Genomic DNA, 16942 nt, shown 5'->3' with positions numbered 1-16942 from the left:
CGGACAATGGATGAAGTTGGAATTAAGAAAGCTGATTCATGAAAAAAAGACTCGCATATGTGATGTTCCTGTTTATGCCTGTCAGGCTTGCAAGAAGTATGAGCTTCTGCCTTTTATTAAACCGGATTTACTTGGCTATCTCGCTTCGATTAGCAATGAGACCGGTCGAATACACGTTTCGTTCGCAGATGTTAATGAGTCTGCATACGTACTTCGAGAAGTGTTCCGTACATACGATGATGATTCGTCGGTAGAATGGCAGGCACGCTGCATGGAAGTCTTTGACGAGCGGATCAATATGCTGTTGGATCTATTTCGTTATGCCCAGAGCATGGTCGACGGTGATTGGATGAGACAAATTGAGGGGCGTCTTGAACAATTAAGCACCATAAAATCTCTCATTCCTGAAAATTCGGGCAATTATGCAAGATAATTTTCAGAAAATTTTCGCGGTTGTTGGATTTTTCACGCACTTTTTGTTAGGATAGAGGATAGGAACTTCAATACAATGAAGGGAATGTATATCCTATGGCGACGTTGACGAAAATGACTACTATAGAAGAGTTACGCAACACGCTTGAATCTTCGGAGCAGAGGCCCTTGCTGTTGTTCAAACATAGTACCAGATGCCCAATTAGTGCCGGAGCTTATAAGGAAGTGCAAGCTTACCTGGAGAACCAGCCGAACGAGCGGATCGACTATGTATGGATTGATGTCATTGCCGACCGTCCGGTGTCGGGTCAGGCTGCGGAAACTCTAAGCATACAGCACGAATCGCCACAAGTTATTCTTGTAAAAGAAGGAGCGCCAGTCTGGCATACATCCCATTCCCATATTACGGCTGAAGCGCTGAAAGCTCAATTGGACGGCATCTAATGCCGTGTCGTTGCACAAAGCAGTAATTTGTCGTATCATAAATTCAATTGGTATTGAACGAATGAAAATCTATTGGCAATGGAGAGAAGGAATTTGACGGTAACCATTTACGATGTTGCGCGCGAAGCAGGCGTTTCCATGGCGACGGTATCACGGGTTGTAAACAATAACCCGAACGTTAAGCCTCAGACCCGGAAAAAAGTATACGAAGCGATTGAACGTTTAGGGTATCGTCCGAATGCGGTAGCCAGAGGTCTGGCCAGCAAGAAGACCACAACCGTCGGCGTTGTGATCCCTGACATTTCGAACTCGATCTTTGCGGAGATTGCCCGTGGTATTGAGGATATTGCTAACATGTACCACTATAATATAATTTTGTGTAATGCCGACAAACGTAAGGAAAAAGAAATCCGCGTTATCAACACCTTGCTTGAGAAGCAAGTGGACGGGTTGTTGTTTATGGGTGGAACGGTGACGGACGAGCATATCCAGGCGTTCCAAACATCGGCTGTGCCGATTGTTCTTTGTGCGACAAGCGACGAGAGAGGTTCTTATCCTTCGGTCGACATTGATCATGAACAGGCTGCGTTTGATGCGGTAAACACACTGATCCGGCACGGACACCGCGAGATCGCTATGATCAGCGGCACGCTGCAGGATCCGGCGAACGGTTATGCGCGTTTCCAAGGCTACAAAAAAGCACTGGAAGCTGCAGGCATCGAGTATCAAGAGGATTTGGTGCGGATCGGTAACTACCGCTATGAGTCCGGTGTGGAAGCGATGAAGTACTTCCTGGGCCTCAAAAAGAAACCAACGGCTATATTTGCTGCTACCGATGAGATGGCGATTGGCGCTATTCATAGCATTCAGGATGAAGGCTACAAAGTGCCGGATGATTTCTCAATCATCAGCGTAGACAATATCCGGATGGCTTCGATGGTTCGTCCACAGCTGACAACGGTGGCTCAACCGATGTATGATCTGGGAGCCGTAGCGATGCGTTTGCTTACCAAGCTGATGAAGAAGGAGAATGTGGAGAATCCTCGAGTGATTCTGCCGCATGAAACGATTCTTCGGCTTTCGGTTAGTCATGTGAACGAGTAAGAAGTGTGAATGAAAGTTGTTTAGACATCTATTGACTTGAAGAAAGCTCCTGGTTTTAAGGGGCTTTTTTCTGGTGGGATGTTTATGTGTTCTTGAATTCAGGAGGGATATCGGTATGACAACACAGGTTATCGGCCTAATCGGGGCTATGGACGAAGAAGTGGAATTGCTGCTCAGTCAACTGGAGAATAAAGAATCAGCAGTCCGTGCAGGGGTTACATATGCTTCAGGAACGATTCATGGCAAGAGAGTCGTTGTATGCAAGAGCGGGGTGGGTAAGGTGAATGCCGCGGTTACCACGCAAATCTTGATTGACACCTATGGCGTTTCCAAAATACTGTTTACCGGCGTAGCGGGTGCGCTGCATCCGGAGCTGAACATTGGCGATATCGTCATCTCTTCCTCCTGCATGCAGCACGATATGGACGTGACTCCGCTCGGCTTTGCGCGTGGGGTGATTCCGTATCAGGAAGTATCCGATTTTCCTGCAGATCCGTCGTTGATCGAGCTGGCAGAGGAAGCGTGCAAAGAGCAGGCGGTGAATCATTACGTCATCGGGAAGGTTCTGTCCGGCGACCAGTTCATTGCCAGCCGTGAAACGGTACGGACGCTCTACGAGGATCTGAACGGGGCTTGCGCGGAAATGGAAGGTTCTGCCGTTGCCCAGGTATGTTATATGAACAGTGTGCCTTATGTGGTGATCAGATCCATGTCGGATAAGGCAGACGGCTCTGCCCATGTCAACTTCCCTGAGTTTACAGTGAAAGCTTCCAAGCGTTCACACGAAATCGTGAACTACATGCTGGGCAAACTCTAGTAAAAACTTTGTGGATTTGGTAGGTATGCATTTCCAGTATGTGCCGGCATTCAAACAAACTCCCTTGAGCAAGCTCAGGGGAGTTTGTTTTATTTATTTATTTGATATCAACTTAATACATAAACCGCTGTCTGAAACGGATACGATCGAATTGTTCTTGTGACGAAAGCGGTACGTGCCGCCCGATTCTGACCATGAGACAGTTGGCGGGATGGGAGCAGATTTCAGGATCATCGGTTGCATACCACTCCATATCCACGATTTTCATTAACCGTTCCATCATTTTGCGGTAATCCCATACGTTAAGGCCGCTTCCTTTAAGATCCCAATGCCAGTAGTACTCGGTCGTAAACACGATGTAACGCTCCATCTGTTCTTCTTCAAATGCAGTCTTGATCATCTGCTGCCCAAGTCCCAGAGAACGGTAGTCTTTCGCTACCTCGATGGCGCCAAGTTCAATCAAATCTTCCATATTGCCCTCAGACCAGCGTTCCTGCTCATCCGGGTGATGAAACGTTACATATCCAACGATCATATCTTGGTCTCTCGTGATGATGATTCTGCCTTCGGGCAGGCCTGCAATTTCCACCAATGCCTCATGCTGCTCCGCAGGACGACGAAAAGCCTTGAGATCAGGGTGCATGGTTAGTTCGGATAGTTGCTCGGGAGGTACAGGTCCTTCGATGATCAGGCGGCGGTCTTCAGGGAACAGAACATGAGACTGGTATACCTTGCAGTGTTCCATCCGTTACGCTCCTTTCAATTCCATACCCTACTTATAGCAAAAAAATAAAAAAATGAAAAGCAATGACAGGCAAACAACAGCTATGATATAATCTTTTCGACATAAAATCTTCACATTTGTGTCGTACTTAACGATATGTTTCCTTGCGAATTCTAGGGGTTAATGACTCGATGACTGCGACAACGTGACGACCCACCGCAATGTGTAAAATGTATGTTTCATTCAATCATTTTGTAAGCGCTGTCCACTATGAGGAGACCGATTTGAGAATGAGGAGGATGTTATCATGAATCAAACGCATAGCGAAATATTGCCAAGTGAAGTTTCGCATTCCAATATGAAGAGTTACGAGCAGGCACGCTCCGAGTTTTCATGGGACGAAATCGAAAGACATTTTACTTGGTATGAGACGGGCAAAGTGAATATGGCGTATGAAGCTATTGATCGTCATGTAGCAGAGGGGCGAGGAGATAAGGTAGCTCTCCTGTACAGCGACGCCAATCGTGAGGAATCTATTACTTACGCGCAGCTGAAAGAGAAATCCGACAAGTTCGGTAATGTACTCCGCAAATATGGCGTTGGCAAAGGTGATCGGGTATTTATCTTTATGCCGCGCGGCCCTGAGCTCTATGCCGGTTTGCTGGGCATTCTGAAGGTTGGCGCCGTGGTCGGCCCATTGTTCGAGGCGTTTATGGAGACGGCTGTAAAGGACCGTCTGGAGGACAGTGGAGCTGTTGCACTGATCACAACGCCTGCACTGTTGTCGCGCGTGAAGCGGGATGAGCTGCCTGAACTGAAGCATATTTTTGTCGTTGGCGATATTGAGGAAGAGGACCCGCGGCTAGTAAGCTACCACGAGGAAGTAGAGGCTGCATCAAGTGAGCTGGAGATTGAATGGCTTGAGCGGGAAGATGGATTGATCATGCACTATACATCAGGCTCTACCGGGAAACCGAAGGGCGTGTATCACGTGCAGAATGCCATGATTCAGCATTATTATACGGGCAAGGTTGTATTGGATTTAAGGGAAGATGATATATATTGGTGCACAGCCGATCCGGGCTGGGTAACCGGTACGTCCTACGGTATTTTTGCTCCATGGTTGAACGGTGTCACCAATGTCATTCGCGGCGGCCGTTTCAGTCCGCAGGATTGGTACAGCACTTTGGTAAACAATAAGGTAACGGTATGGTACAGCGCTCCGACCGCATTCCGCATGCTGATGGGTGCGGGTTCCGAGCTTATCGACCAATATGATTTGAGCCATGTACGGCATATTTTATCCGTTGGCGAACCGCTTAACCCCGAGGTAGTGCGTTGGGGACACAAGGCTTATAACCAGCGTATCCATGATACATGGTGGATGACGGAGACCGGCGGACAGCTGATCTGTAACTACCCGGGGATGGCGATCAAGCCAGGATCCATGGGACGACCGCTGCCAGGCATTACAGCCGCTATCCTGGATGATCAAGGGAAAGAAGTTCCTCCGTATACGATGGGCAACTTGGCAATCAAGACACCTTGGCCGTCCATGATGAGAGCGATCTGGAATAACGAGGCGAAGTATGAAGAATACTTCCGAATTCCGGGCTGGTACATTTCAGGTGATTCGGCCTATATGGATGAAGAAGGATACTTCTGGTTCCAGGGTAGAATAGACGACGTGATTAATTCGTCCGGTGAACGAATCGGACCGTTCGAAGTCGAGAGCAAGCTGGTTGAGCATCCGGCTGTCGCTGAAGCAGGCGTGATCGGCAAGCCTGATGTAACCCGTGGCGAGATCATTAAGGCCTTTATCTCCTTACGTGAGGGGTATACACCTACTCAGGAGCTCAAGGATGAAATTTACCGTTTTGTGAAGGAAGGACTTTCCGCTCATGCCGCGCCTCGTGAAATTGAGTTTAAGGATAAACTTCCGAAGACGCGCTCCGGTAAGATCATGCGCCGCGTATTGAAAGCGTGGGAACTGGATCTTCCGACCGGCGATCTGTCCACGATTGAAGATTAAAACCATGATCAAGACAGGGCTGACAATGAAGATGGTGACCGCCATTTTCGTTGTCAGTCTTTTTCTGATATCGCAACAAAAATTTTCTCTATATGCGGTCTGTCTATTTGGTATATACGTCGATAAACGTTTTTCTTTAGATATCGGAGAGTATAAACTTCGACATGGACTAACTACAAGCATCTGCTTCAGCTAAAAAAACCAGCCCTTCCAACAGATGATCTCTGTAGAGGGGCTGGCTTTTTAATATAACCATCTATTTTTTCTCAAAATATACGGCCGGTGAAGCGGCAGATTCACCGATTGGATTGACGGCAGTTACTCTAAAGGTACCGCCGATCGGGTTACCAGAGGAGTAGTAGAACTCCGTGCTCTTACTTGAGCCAAGAATCTGGTAATTGCCGTCACTGTTTGGACTGATGTAGATGTTGTAGACCATAACTTCTTCCTCAGGAGCATTACCGCTCCAAGTGGCTTGAAAGCCCTCAGGGGTAGCTACGAGGGTCGGCTGACCTGGTGCAGACGGTACGGTAGCAGCACCTTCATTCCCAAGTTCCAGGTCGATATTGGGATCTCCCTCAGTGACGCCGTCACCAGGATTTTCGATGTCGTCCGGATTCGTGTTGTTATCGCCTGGAACTTCGAATCCAGGCGCTGTGCCGCCCACAATTGCGCTTGGCTCAGATGTTTTGCCGGCTACGTCAACGGCGACAACGTAATAGGAAGTAAACATTCCGTCAGCTCCAAGTCCCGAGAAGACAAGGCTCTCGTCGCCAAGCACGACTTGCCCTTGATGTGTAAACGGACTGCCGTTAACGGACTTAAAGAGCCGGTATCCGACAACATCAGGAGATCCGCTGGCATTAAAGCTGATGGACCCGCTGCCCATCGAATAATGTACGTTTTTCGGTGGGGTAGGGGCTTTGCCGTCATCTGTTCTAGGGTCGACCCTGCTTGGCATCCCTTTCTTGGCGTCCTGCGGGAGATAAGATTCTAGCGATCTCTTCTCACCTTTCATGACCTTCAGGGCGTTCTGGAGCTCCACAATCAGCTCATCAATAGGCTTTTCACGCTTAATTACCATTTGTTCTCTCAACATATCCAAAGGTGTTGCTTCCTGTGGAATGTAATTTACACCCCGATAGGTAATGTACTTCGCTTTTGCGATACCGTCATCGCTTTCGGTAGGCACAAACTTCGCGTTGAACAGATCCGTTACGAATTTATCCGTTAAGGAAGTCGGCAGCTTGCCGCTGTAAGCGGAGACCGTCTTGGACGTTATGCCTTCAGGCTTCTCGAACGTTTTGGTTGGGAACAGCTCCGGCTTAACGCTCGTCACTTCGTTCATGATTCTGGCCCAGATGGCCTGGGCGTGCTTGCGCTGGTCTCCAACGAGCGTATTTTTTTGTTCCTTATATCCGACCCATACGCCAAGCGTAACATCGGGCGAGTATCCCATGAACCAGACATCCCCGTAGTTCTGGGTGGAGCCGGTTTTACCGACGACTGGAACCTCATTGAATTTCTTGTACGTATCCCTGACCTTGCTGGCCGTTCCGTTCGTAATGACGGTACGCAGCATATCCGTCATGAGATACGCGGTCTGTTCGGAGAATACCTGCTCCGGTTTTACTTCGTGTTTATAAACAATATTGCCTTTGGAATCCACGATTTTCTCGATCATGAATGCATCCGTGAATTTGCCTTGATTGCCGATGGAACTGTAGGCATTCGTCAGCTCTTCCACGGTCACGCCGTAATGCAATCCGCCCAGGACGCCGGTTGAAGCATTATAATCGTCTTCCTCCAAGGTCGTGATGCCCAGCTTCTTGGAAAACTCCCAGGCCTTCTCAATGCCGACCGTGTTGTTAAACAGCTTGAGTGCCACCGTATTGGTCGAATCGTTCAGCGCCTGCCTTGCGGTCATCAATCCTCTGTACCCGGCGTACGAGTTTTTAGGGATATGGAATACTTTGCTGTAGTCCTTTAAGATGATCGGTGAATCGTCCACCACGCTGGCAGGCTGAATCGCCCCCGTATCAAGTGCCGGTAAGTAGGCGGCAATAGGTTTCATGGCAGATCCGGGTTGCCGTTTCATTTGCGTAGCATAATTCATTTGTTCCGTGTTGAAATCCCTGCCCTCAATCATACCGAGAATGGCGCCGGTTTTGTTGTCGATCATCATCGCGGCGGTTTGCTCCATTCCTTTTTCGGCGCTGTCAGGCAAGTAGTTGCTGTCATCCTCCGCAATGGAACGCATGGTTTTGTAGAGCGTCCGGTCGATGGTGGTGTACACACGGTAACCGCCGGTGCTGAGCTGAGCTCGGGAAGCATCCATCAGATCGGAGTTTGCTTGCGTGCCTTTAGCGTTCTCTTCGGCTTCCTCGCCCAGTTGCATCAGGATATTTGATGCTTGGCGTTCTACTTCCATCATAAGATAAGGATAAGTCACATAGGCCTTCTGCGTGCGAGGAGCAAGCGATTTTTTGATATCGAATGCCTTGGCCTCTTCATACTCGGCTTGCGTTATTTTACCTTCTTCCAGCATGCTTGCCAGCACGCGGTGTTGGCGGTTTATTGCCCGGTTGAATGATTTCTCGTCAAATTCCCCCTTGCCGTTGAAAGCAGAGTAGGAGGACGGTAGCTGCGGAAGACCTGCCAAATATGCAGCTTGGGCCACATTCAGATCATTCAGATTGTTGATGTTAAATATACCTCTTGCCGCAGCTTTGATCCCGAACAGTTGGTATCCGCTGGAACCGTTGCCGTAAGGAACCTTGTTCAGGTAGGCTGTTAAAATTTGGTCTTTACTCAAAAAGCGTTCCATCCGCATGGCAAGCAGCATTTCTTTTACCTTGCGGTTATCGGTTTTATCACGACTTAAAAAAGTGAGCCTGGCCAGCTGTTGTGTCAACGTGCTGCCGCCGGTTTGAACCGGCTCGTTCAGCACGCGTTCCTTCACGGCGCGAGCGGTACCTTTTATGTCAACACCCTTATGTGTATAAAAACGGTTGTCTTCTATGGATACGACGGCATCCTTAACAAGCTGGGGAATATCCTTGAATTCCACAGGTCGTCTGTCTTCTTCGGTTCTAAGCTGCCCGATCGGTGAGCCATCCGCGAAGTAGGCGAAGCCCGTTATGGCGTTGTCGTTCACCGTATTCTCGATGAGAGCCCTGGATCTTACCGGCTCATTCTCAACGATAGAGGTTACGTAGCCAGCTACGGCTCCGCCGGCGAACAAAACGCCCATCAGACCTACCACAAAGAGCCATCCGATGACGGATCCGAGCACCAGCAGAAAGGACCGTTTACTCGGTTTCTTCTGTTTTTCAGGCTCTTGTTTTTTCTCCTCAACCATGAATGTATACTCCTCCTTTTAACGCACCTATTATAGCATAAATCGAAGGTTTTGAATCATGTGTCCCTATATAGCGTGTCCTTTTTTGAGGAAGATTGACTTTTTCGGAAAGCATATGATACAAATAATGCAAAGTTCATATCGTGAAAAGCTTTGAAGGACCCCAGTAGAAGGCGGAGCTTTCGTTTCCAGAGAGTCGGTGGGTGGTGTAAATCGATAACGAGCCCCTTTGAATTACCGTCCGGAGCTGACCGGGGGAAAAGAGTCGTGCATGCGTGCGGCTGTTACAGTAGTCCGGTTCCGGGATGACAACCCGTTATGGCAATGAAGTGAAAATCCGTTCCCGAGGTAACGGATTTTAATTAGGGTGGTAACGCGAGCGCTCCTACTCGTCCCTTGGGATGAGTAGGAGCTTTTTTGCGTTCATAAATAGAGGGAGGCGTGCGGAAACATGAAATGGAATTTATCGAACGTTCAGCAGCAGGAGGTGGAACGGCAGATGGAGGCGATTTCCCGTGGAGTGGTGGAGATCATTCCGGAAGAAGAGATGAGACAGAAGGTGACGAAATCGGTCGTAACCGGCGAGCCGCTGCGCGTGAAGCTGGGTATGGACCCGTCAGCGCCAGATCTTCACGTCGGGCATACCGTTGTGCTGCAGAAGCTGCGTCAGTTTCAGGAACTCGGTCATGAAGTACAGCTCATCATCGGGGACTTTACGGGCAGGATTGGAGATCCAACAGGCAAATCCGAAACGCGTAAGCAATTGTCCGAAGAGGATGTGAGGCGGCATGCGGAAACGTACAAAAAACAAATATATAAAGTATTGGATCCTGAGAAAACGAAGGTATACTACAATTCCGAGTGGCTTGCGCCGATGACTTTTGCCGAAGTGGTCAGCTTATCGGCAAAGGTTACGGTGGCACGGATGCTGGAGCGCGATGATTTTACAAAACGTTACCAGGGCGGACTTCCGATCAGCATCCATGAGTTTTTTTACCCGTTGATGCAGGGCATGGATTCCGTGGCGCTTAAAACCGATGTCGAGCTTGGGGGGACGGACCAGAAGTTTAACTTGCTGATGGGACGCACCCTGCAGAAGGAATATGGCTCAGAACCTCAGGTTGCGATCACGATGCCGCTTATCGAAGGGCTGGACGGCTTACAGAAGATGAGTAAGAGCTTGGGCAATTACATCGGTATCGATGAAGAGAGAAATGAGATTTACGGTAAATCCATGTCCGTTCCGGATGAGCTCACGCTCAAATACTTCAGCTTGGCCACGGATATGGCCGGCGAGGAGGTAACCAGACTGGAGAAGGGGCTTCGGGACGGAAGCGTTCATCCCCGGGATGCCAAGATGAGTCTCTCGCACACGCTCGTTCGCATGTATCATGGGAGGGAGGCTGCGGATGCTGCACAGCAGCATTTTGTGACCGTCTTCCAGCAGAAGGCACTTCCTGAAAACATCGAGGATTACGTTGTACCGGGCGGAGAACTGGAGGATGGAAAGATTACGCTTATCAAACTGCTGACACTGCTCGGTTTTGCCGCTTCCAATGGTGAGGCCAGACGGAGCATCCAGCAGGGGGCCGTAAAATGGAATGGTGAGAAGTGCAGCGACATCTACGGTGAGATCGTTCCTCGGGATGGGGATGTGGTTCAACTGGGTAGGCGTAAATTTGCCAGATTGAAGCTTTTTTGAGGTTATTGAAAGTGCAGAGGATTCATAAAACGACTGTCGATGTCTTTCTCAGAAGACAGACCGCGCTTAGCTGTGATTTTTCTTGCGAGAAAAGGATAAAAAAACCTGAAGGCCGAGGCCTTCAGGTTTTTTGGGTTCCGAGTTAATCTTAACGGTTGTAGAATTCGACGATTTGCTTCTCATCGATATCTTGGGAAAGTTCGGAACGTTCTGGAAGACGGATGTATTTCCCTTCCATTGCTGCTTCATCAAACTCCAGGTAAGCTGGAAGATGTACGCGGTTAGCCAAAGCTTCTTTGATGGAAGAGAGGCTGCGGCTTCTTTCACGAAGACCGATTACATCGCCAGTGCTTACAGCGTAAGAAGCGATATCGACTTTCTTGCCGTTCACAGTCACGTGACCGTGAGCTACCAATTGACGAGCACCCGCACGGGAGTTGCTGAAGCCAAGACGGTAAACCAGGTTGTCCAGACGGCTCTCAAGCAGGAACATAAAGTTCTCACCAGCGATCCCTTTCATGCCAGTTGCTTTGTTAAACAGAGTTTTAAATTGCTTCTCGCCCAAGCCGTACATATGACGCAGCTTTTGCTTTTCTTGAAGCTGCATACCATAGTTACTTACTTTTCTCCGTTGGTTAGGACCATGCTGACCTGGAGGGAAAGGGCGCTTAGCCAATTCTTTACCTGTACCGCTCAGGGAGATTCCCAGACGACGGCTTAATTTAAATTTAGGACCGGTGTAACGTGCCATGTTATATAGACTCCTTTTTAATTAAAGTTTCATTAGGGCTCTATTTGCGCCGTATTTGTTTGCTCTAACCGTAATCGCCGGAAGATCTGGCAGGAAAGTTCAGCCGCTGTCCTGTCAGTAACAAATAACGTGAGGGTGACACAACCCGCCCAAATTCATGGAATGCATTGCATTCTTACTCAACAATAAATATTATATGAAGTAATGATATAAAGTCAAGTTCAACCTGCAACTTACTATAACTTGGCTTTTGTCTAATTTTGTCGATAGGACCATGGACCTAAAATTATTGTGAAAAACGCATAAATTCTAATGCAAAAATGGGTAGAAAAGAGTAAGATGATATTGGATTAAGTAGTCTCATTTATCTAGTTACATATCGTAACATCTTTTGATGTATATCATCACCCTCCCAACATGTTGAACAGCTGGGTTACCGCCATTCATGCGGCAGCCAAAAGGATCCTTACATTATGAATCGGAACGCCAGTCTTGGATAGGCCTTTTATAATGGTGCAAAGGAGCGCCCAATATGTCAGAAGATCAACGGAAAGTGTATGAAAGCTCTCCCGGCTCTGCAGTTACGTTAAATGATGCCGGGCCAATTCCTGGAAACGAGCCTCGTTTTTGGCTTCAGAGCTTGGATATTACACCTCATGATTTCCCTTATATTCAGCCTCTCATATCAGACAGCTATCTGGAGTGGCTAAGAGAAAGCGCAGGCACACAGGCGATGAAGAGATTCAGCTGGGCCCTTCTTTCTCATGAGGGAGCTTGGCTGACAGGGGCGTCCGAAATAACGGAATACCTTAATGCAAGAGAAGATGAGACGTTATCGCTTGTTTTAAACTCCAAAGAAGCCGCCCAAGGGATGGGGAAAGGTTCGTTTGAGGGAAAAGTGTTGTGCGCTGTCCCGCTCTTCACTCGCATTCATGGTGATGTATTTGCGGTGATGGTCAGTGTTTCCTCGCATGCGATGGAGCCGGAACAGTCACTTATGCTGACAGAAACGTACGCGTTATTGTTTCGTTCCTGCTTCTATCGGAAGCTGGAATACGTATTTGCTGATGATCTGGAGAAAGTTCACACTCAAGCTGAGCGTGAGGTGCACAGGCGTTCCATCATGTTTCAGTATGTAAAGCGGATGCATGTCCAGATTAATGTGGACAGTGTGCTGGTGGAGGCTATAGACAGTGTTCTGGCGCTGTATCCCAAGGCCAAAGTCGAATTGTTTATGTCTCAGGACCATGAGAGCGGACATCCGCTGGTGCGTCCCCTGCTGCTCCATCATTGGCAGAAAGAGGTTTATGTCCGCACATTTATGGAGGGTACCCTCACGATTCATGAACATGAGGAACCCGATTCAATCGTGGAAATCGGGATTCCCATGGGAGGCAAGCAGGGTGTTTATGGCGTGCTCCATGTGGAAGTGGACAAGTCTGAGCTGCCCGATATGGATCTGGAGCTCCTCGGGATGATGGCCGATGCTGCGGGCACCGCGTTTGAGAATGCCAAATTGTACGAGCAGTCCAATCTGATGATTCATGAGCTGCGTATGATTAATGAACTGACACAGCGATTGAACAAAAGCTTGCATTTGGCGGAGATATTCCAATTTGCCAACCATGAGCTGCTAAAGATTCTTGAGGCCGATTACTGCTGCATTTTGATTTATAACGAGGAGCTTGGCGGTCTTGAAGTGGTATCCTGCAACGCCGAGTGGCTTGCCAAAGAGGTCTTTGAGAAGGATTACGGTTTAGGCGGCCTAGTCTATCATTCCAAGGAGCCGCTCATCCTGTCAGACTATCACGAAGAACATCCGGCTGAATCCCGGCTGATGGAGAGCACTCATTCCAGCTCGATGATTGCTACTCCGCTTACTGTAAACGGTGAGGTACGGGGCGTTGTCCTTCTCACCCATGCGAAGCGGCATTATTTTTCGTATGACAGCTATCGGTTGCTTCAAGCCCTGACAAGCCATATTGGTCTGGCTATCGGCAATGCCTTTCTGCATGCGGAAGTGAGAAGAATGGCAAACCGGGATATGCTGACTGAACTGTATGCGAGGCATTATCTTGATGAAATGATTTATGAATGTCAGAACCGTGATTTTTGCGGTTCTCTCATTGTGGTGGATATCGATGAATTCAAGCAGGTCAATGATACGTTCGGTCACCAGCGGGGGGACAAAATTTTGAAGCAGGTCAGCAGTATCGTGAAGACAACGATTCGTCACAGTGATATTCCGGCCCGCTGGGGCGGCGAGGAGCTTGCCGTGTATTTGCCGGGACTCGGCATTCAGCAGGCGATGCAGGTCGCCGAACGGATTCGCATAAGGGTATCGGAAGAGACCGATCCGCGCGTAACGGTGTCCTGCGGAATTTCTGAATGGAACTGGACCAATGAGAAGATCAGCGTGGAGACCCTCTTTTATCGAGCGGATATGGCCCTGTACGAAGCGAAGAACGGCGGCCGCAACCGGATTGTCGTGGAGAGAGCCGAGGCTGAAATCGGTTTGGATTAAATACCCTGCAGCTATTTAGTGGCTGCAGGGTTTTTTATGTAATCTGCATAATGTGATGGGCCGCGGATAGCCTAAGAACAAGATCAACGAGGGGCTGATGATTATGAGAATGGGAAGATCACGGAGCGTCATCGGAATGGTTTTGTTCGTCTTTTGCTTAACCGGATGTGCCTGGCAGGAACAATTGTCTGCCGAAGAATCGTTTAACCGCGCCCTATCGGGGCTGTCCGGCATTGATAATTTCTCTTTTCGGGGAGAAGCGGCGATTCGGAGCGGAGAAAACGGACCGTTTCAGCAAAGTTTGGCATTTGAAGGCAATCTGCAGCATCATAAGGATCTGACACTATCATCAAGAGACAAGGGCACAACAATACGTAGTGATAAGGTATCTGCGGATTCGGTATATAAATCGGAAGGACTTACCGTGGCGCTGAAGCGCAAGGAAGGCAAGTGGAGCGCGCTCTCATCGGGACATGCCGAGGAATTGTGGATGGCCCGCCTGAATCCGCTTGAATTGCTGGAGTATATCGGAAAGTCGGAGAAGACGGTAACCCAGGAACTGGGGGCGGCAAGAGGAACCAAGGTGCTGCGCATTGAGTTGTCACCGGAGGCGGCTGCCAATATGGTCTACGGATCGCTGGATGAGCAGATGAAGGCGCTGGCGGAGCGGATCGAACGCAAAGGAGATCCGCTGTACAGTGAAGATCCGAAGGTTCGTAAACAACTGAAGGCCGTGTGGGAGCGGGACTATACTGAAATGAAGAACATGTTGAGCAGGGCGGATACTGTTTCGGTCTCTCATGTAACCATTAACAAAAAAAAGCAACTTCCTACCAAACTGACTATGGAACGAACATTGTTTTTTGTAGACGAACAAGGCAGAACACGCACGGAAACACTGCTGTCCGATGTTACGTTTACCGGTTATTGAAGGAATAACCATGAAAATTTTTTTAACGATGAACGCTGACTTAGGGCTGTTCGCATGCTACAATAATTTATAAATTTACCACTGTTCAATTCATGTAGGGAACAGTCATCATAAGGAGGATATGACATATGCGTGATCCCAGAATTCAAAAACTGGCTCAAAATCTCGTGAACTATTCGGTAGATATGCAGCCAGGCGAAAATGTGCTCATCGAAATGATTGGATCGGAGCGCGATCTGCTAAATGCCATCATTGAGGAGGTTGCGAATCAAGGTGGCCGCCCGTTCGTGCAATTGACAGATCGTACGGTTCAACGTGCAATGCTGAAGAACGCAAATAAGGAGCAGCTTGAGCTGTGGGCTGAGCTGGATCTTGAACGCATGAAGAAAATGGATTGTTACATCGGTATCCGCGCAGGTGAGAACGTCAACGATATGGCTGACGTGCCTGAGGAAAACATGAAGCTGTACAATGCCCTTTACTCGCACCCCGTACATAGCGAAGAGCGTGTCAAGCGTACGAAATGGGTGGTTCTCCGCTATCCGAACGCCAGCATGGCGCAGCTTGCCAACACAAGCACGGAGGCATTTGAGGATTTCTACTTCGATGTGTGTAATCTGGATTACTCCAAGATGGACCGCGCCCAGGATCCTTTGGCCGAGCTGATGAGAAATACCGACAAGGTTCGCATCGTGGGACCGGGAACGGATCTCAGCTTCTCGATCAAAAACATCGGTGCGGAGAAATGCTCCGGTCAGAAAAACATTCCGGATGGCGAGGTGTACACAGCGCCTGTTCGTGATTCGGTTAACGGAACGATCTCATACAATACACCGACCCTGTACAATGGCGTAACCTTCGAGAATATTAAATTCCGCTTTGAAAACGGAAAAATTGTTGAAGCAACCGGCAGCGACACAAAACGTTTGAACGAGATTTTGGATTCGGATGAAGGCGCAAGATATATCGGCGAGTTTGCCATCGGCTTCAACCCGTACATTTTGACACCGATGAAAGATATTCTGTTTGATGAGAAAATCGCCGGAAGCCTGCATTTTACGCCAGGTCAAGCATATGATGTAACAGACAACGGCAATCGCTCCTCGATTCACTGGGATCTCGTTTTGATCCAGCGTCCGGAGTACGGCGGCGGGGAAATCTACTTTGACGATCGCCTGATTCGCAAGGATGGTATATTTGTTATTCCAGAGCTGGCAGCGTTAAATCCGGAAAATCTTAAATAGATTGGAAAAAATGTTGCATAAGAAAACGGATTCAATGTATCATGAAGGTGCAGTGATGAGCTTTATTCAGATCCTAAAGTTACGGAGGGATTCGTATGTCCAATAACAATCAATCTATCGTAGAAATTTCGCAAACCGCTAGCCAGTTCTCATCCTCCATCGTTTTGCAGGCGGAGAACAAGTACATTGATGTTAAGAGCATCTTGGGTCTGTTCACAACGCTTGTCAACAGCCAAAGCTATGAACTGCATGTACACGGACCTGATGCTGATGCAGCTAAAAAAGCAATGATCGACGTATTCACCAAGCATGGTTTGAATGTATCCGTCGTGGCTGAATAACAGTCGCCAAAAACACCCTTCCATAGAATGGAAGGGTGTTTTTTCGTAGAGAAAGGGTCTATTTTGTTCAGGTCCTTGTATTGAGAAACGATTTCGACTAATATTAAAGATAGTAACTGTGCTGTGATTTTTGACATAGGGGGGAAGATCATGACTTCATCTGATTTACAGGAACAGCTGAATCTCAAAGCGATCAGTCTTCTTCATGAAGATGCAGATAAAATCCTAAAGCTTATTGAAGTACAGATGGAGAATCTGGCGACCCGTTATTGCCCTCTCTATGAGGAAGTGCTGGATACCCAAATGTACGGTTTTTCAAAAGAGGTTGATTTCGCGGTGCGGGCCGGGCTTCTTCCGGAAAGTACGGGAAAGCAGCTGATCAGCAAGCTTGAACGCAATCTGGCGGTCCTGTACGAAGCCATGAATCAATCCAAATAGCCTGTACTTGTACAGGCGCATACATAGAGAAACGCATGTCGCACTCAGGCGGCATGCGTTTTTTTCATTTGTGGATCATACATCATGTATACAGCTG

14 protein-coding genes and 1 other annotated feature are annotated in these 16942 nt (G+C 48.4%); of the genes, 11 read left to right on the top strand and 3 right to left on the bottom strand.

Annotation, left to right across the window (positions count from 1 at the left end; translation table 11 throughout):
• The first annotated feature begins 10 nt into the window (after positions 1 to 10).
• The 4 genes from PLA01S_RS10005 (at position 11) to PLA01S_RS09990 (ending at position 2797) form a co-directional block, all read left to right on the top strand.
• Positions 11 to 433 (top strand): hypothetical protein, encoded by a 423-nt coding sequence (locus PLA01S_RS10005; protein ID WP_246059412.1) that lies wholly within the window; start codon positions 11 to 13, stop codon positions 431 to 433.
• Positions 434 to 528: 95 nt separating this feature from the next.
• Positions 529 to 876, top strand: coding sequence for a bacillithiol system redox-active protein YtxJ (ytxJ, locus tag PLA01S_RS10000; protein ID WP_127591900.1), 348 nt, complete (start codon positions 529 to 531; stop codon positions 874 to 876).
• Positions 877 to 969: 93 nt separating this feature from the next.
• On the top strand, positions 970 to 1980 hold the full coding sequence (ccpA, locus tag PLA01S_RS09995; RefSeq protein WP_015734310.1) for a catabolite control protein A: 1011 nt from the start codon (positions 970 to 972) through the stop codon (positions 1978 to 1980).
• Positions 1981 to 2095: 115 nt separating this feature from the next.
• On the top strand, positions 2096 to 2797 hold the full coding sequence (locus PLA01S_RS09990) for a 5'-methylthioadenosine/adenosylhomocysteine nucleosidase (RefSeq protein ID WP_127591898.1): 702 nt from the start codon (positions 2096 to 2098) through the stop codon (positions 2795 to 2797).
• A 112-nt stretch (positions 2798 to 2909) separates the two neighbouring features.
• Here the strand turns inward: PLA01S_RS09990 and PLA01S_RS09985 are convergent, their stop codons facing one another.
• Entirely contained in the window at positions 2910 to 3542 is a 633-nt protein-coding gene (locus PLA01S_RS09985) for a GNAT family N-acetyltransferase (RefSeq protein WP_071223676.1), read from the bottom strand.
• Positions 3543 to 3828: 286 nt separating this feature from the next.
• On the opposite strand from PLA01S_RS09985, the gene acsA reads away from it, so the two are divergent.
• Entirely contained in the window at positions 3829 to 5553 is a 1725-nt protein-coding gene (gene acsA / locus PLA01S_RS09980; protein WP_127591896.1) for an acetate--CoA ligase, read from the top strand.
• Positions 5554 to 5809: 256 nt separating this feature from the next.
• Here the strand turns inward: acsA and PLA01S_RS09975 are convergent, their stop codons facing one another.
• Positions 5810 to 8914, bottom strand: coding sequence for a transglycosylase domain-containing protein (locus PLA01S_RS09975; protein WP_127591894.1), 3105 nt, complete (start codon positions 8912 to 8914; stop codon positions 5810 to 5812).
• 144 nt (positions 8915 to 9058) lie between these two features.
• Positions 9059 to 9314, top strand: a binding site (T-box leader).
• A 51-nt stretch (positions 9315 to 9365) separates the two neighbouring features.
• Here PLA01S_RS09975 and tyrS point away from each other — a divergent pair.
• On the top strand, positions 9366 to 10616 hold the full coding sequence (gene tyrS, locus PLA01S_RS09970; RefSeq protein WP_127591892.1) for a tyrosine--tRNA ligase: 1251 nt from the start codon (positions 9366 to 9368) through the stop codon (positions 10614 to 10616).
• Positions 10617 to 10764: 148 nt separating this feature from the next.
• Here tyrS and rpsD read toward each other — a convergent pair whose 3' ends face one another.
• Complete coding sequence (rpsD, locus tag PLA01S_RS09965; protein WP_100536080.1) at positions 10765 to 11367, bottom strand: 30S ribosomal protein S4; 603 nt, start codon at positions 11365 to 11367, stop codon at positions 10765 to 10767.
• A 532-nt stretch (positions 11368 to 11899) separates the two neighbouring features.
• On the opposite strand from rpsD, the gene PLA01S_RS09960 reads away from it, so the two are divergent.
• The 5 genes from PLA01S_RS09960 (at position 11900) to PLA01S_RS09940 (ending at position 16845) form a co-directional block, all read left to right on the top strand.
• Positions 11900 to 13891 carry a sensor domain-containing diguanylate cyclase gene (locus tag PLA01S_RS09960; protein ID WP_127591890.1) on the top strand — a complete coding sequence of 664 codons (1992 nt, stop codon included), beginning with the start codon at positions 11900 to 11902 and terminating at the stop codon, positions 13889 to 13891.
• A 103-nt stretch (positions 13892 to 13994) separates the two neighbouring features.
• Entirely contained in the window at positions 13995 to 14822 is an 828-nt protein-coding gene (locus PLA01S_RS09955) for a hypothetical protein (protein ID WP_246059410.1), read from the top strand.
• A 128-nt stretch (positions 14823 to 14950) separates the two neighbouring features.
• Positions 14951 to 16066, top strand: coding sequence for an aminopeptidase (locus tag PLA01S_RS09950; RefSeq protein ID WP_100536083.1), 1116 nt, complete (start codon positions 14951 to 14953; stop codon positions 16064 to 16066).
• A gap of 95 nt (positions 16067 to 16161) precedes the next feature.
• On the top strand, positions 16162 to 16407 hold the full coding sequence (locus PLA01S_RS09945; RefSeq protein ID WP_071223684.1) for an HPr family phosphocarrier protein: 246 nt from the start codon (positions 16162 to 16164) through the stop codon (positions 16405 to 16407).
• Between the two features lie 150 nt (positions 16408 to 16557).
• Entirely contained in the window at positions 16558 to 16845 is a 288-nt protein-coding gene (locus PLA01S_RS09940) for an Fpa/YlaN family protein (RefSeq protein ID WP_009589686.1), read from the top strand.
• Positions 16846 to 16942 lie beyond the last annotated feature (97 nt).

Source organism: Paenibacillus lautus NBRC 15380 (assembly GCF_004000945.1).
GTDB classification, from domain to species: domain Bacteria; phylum Bacillota; class Bacilli; order Paenibacillales; family Paenibacillaceae; genus Paenibacillus_AQ; species Paenibacillus_AQ lautus.
The sequence above is the reverse complement of the archived record's forward strand: the minus strand, read 5'-3'. Positions and strand labels throughout refer to the sequence as shown.

Coding starts and splice junctions, on each gene's coding strand:
- PLA01S_RS10005 (WP_246059412.1), top strand. CDS start 11: ATGAAGTTGGAATTAAGAAAGCTGATTCATGAAAAAAAGACTCGCATA.
- ytxJ (WP_127591900.1), top strand. CDS start 529: ATGGCGACGTTGACGAAAATGACTACTATAGAAGAGTTACGCAACACG.
- PLA01S_RS09990 (WP_127591898.1), top strand. CDS start 2,096: ATGACAACACAGGTTATCGGCCTAATCGGGGCTATGGACGAAGAAGTG.
- PLA01S_RS09985 (WP_071223676.1), bottom strand. CDS start 3,542: ATGGAACACTGCAAGGTATACCAGTCTCATGTTCTGTTCCCTGAAGAC.
- acsA (WP_127591896.1), top strand. CDS start 3,829: ATGAATCAAACGCATAGCGAAATATTGCCAAGTGAAGTTTCGCATTCC.
- PLA01S_RS09975 (WP_127591894.1), bottom strand. CDS start 8,914: ATGGTTGAGGAGAAAAAACAAGAGCCTGAAAAACAGAAGAAACCGAGT.
- tyrS (WP_127591892.1), top strand. CDS start 9,366: ATGAAATGGAATTTATCGAACGTTCAGCAGCAGGAGGTGGAACGGCAG.
- rpsD (WP_100536080.1), bottom strand. CDS start 11,367: ATGGCACGTTACACCGGTCCTAAATTTAAATTAAGCCGTCGTCTGGGA.
- PLA01S_RS09960 (WP_127591890.1), top strand. CDS start 11,900: ATGTCAGAAGATCAACGGAAAGTGTATGAAAGCTCTCCCGGCTCTGCA.
- PLA01S_RS09955 (WP_246059410.1), top strand. CDS start 13,995: ATGAGAATGGGAAGATCACGGAGCGTCATCGGAATGGTTTTGTTCGTC.
- PLA01S_RS09950 (WP_100536083.1), top strand. CDS start 14,951: ATGCGTGATCCCAGAATTCAAAAACTGGCTCAAAATCTCGTGAACTAT.
- PLA01S_RS09945 (WP_071223684.1), top strand. CDS start 16,162: ATGTCCAATAACAATCAATCTATCGTAGAAATTTCGCAAACCGCTAGC.
- PLA01S_RS09940 (WP_009589686.1), top strand. CDS start 16,558: ATGACTTCATCTGATTTACAGGAACAGCTGAATCTCAAAGCGATCAGT.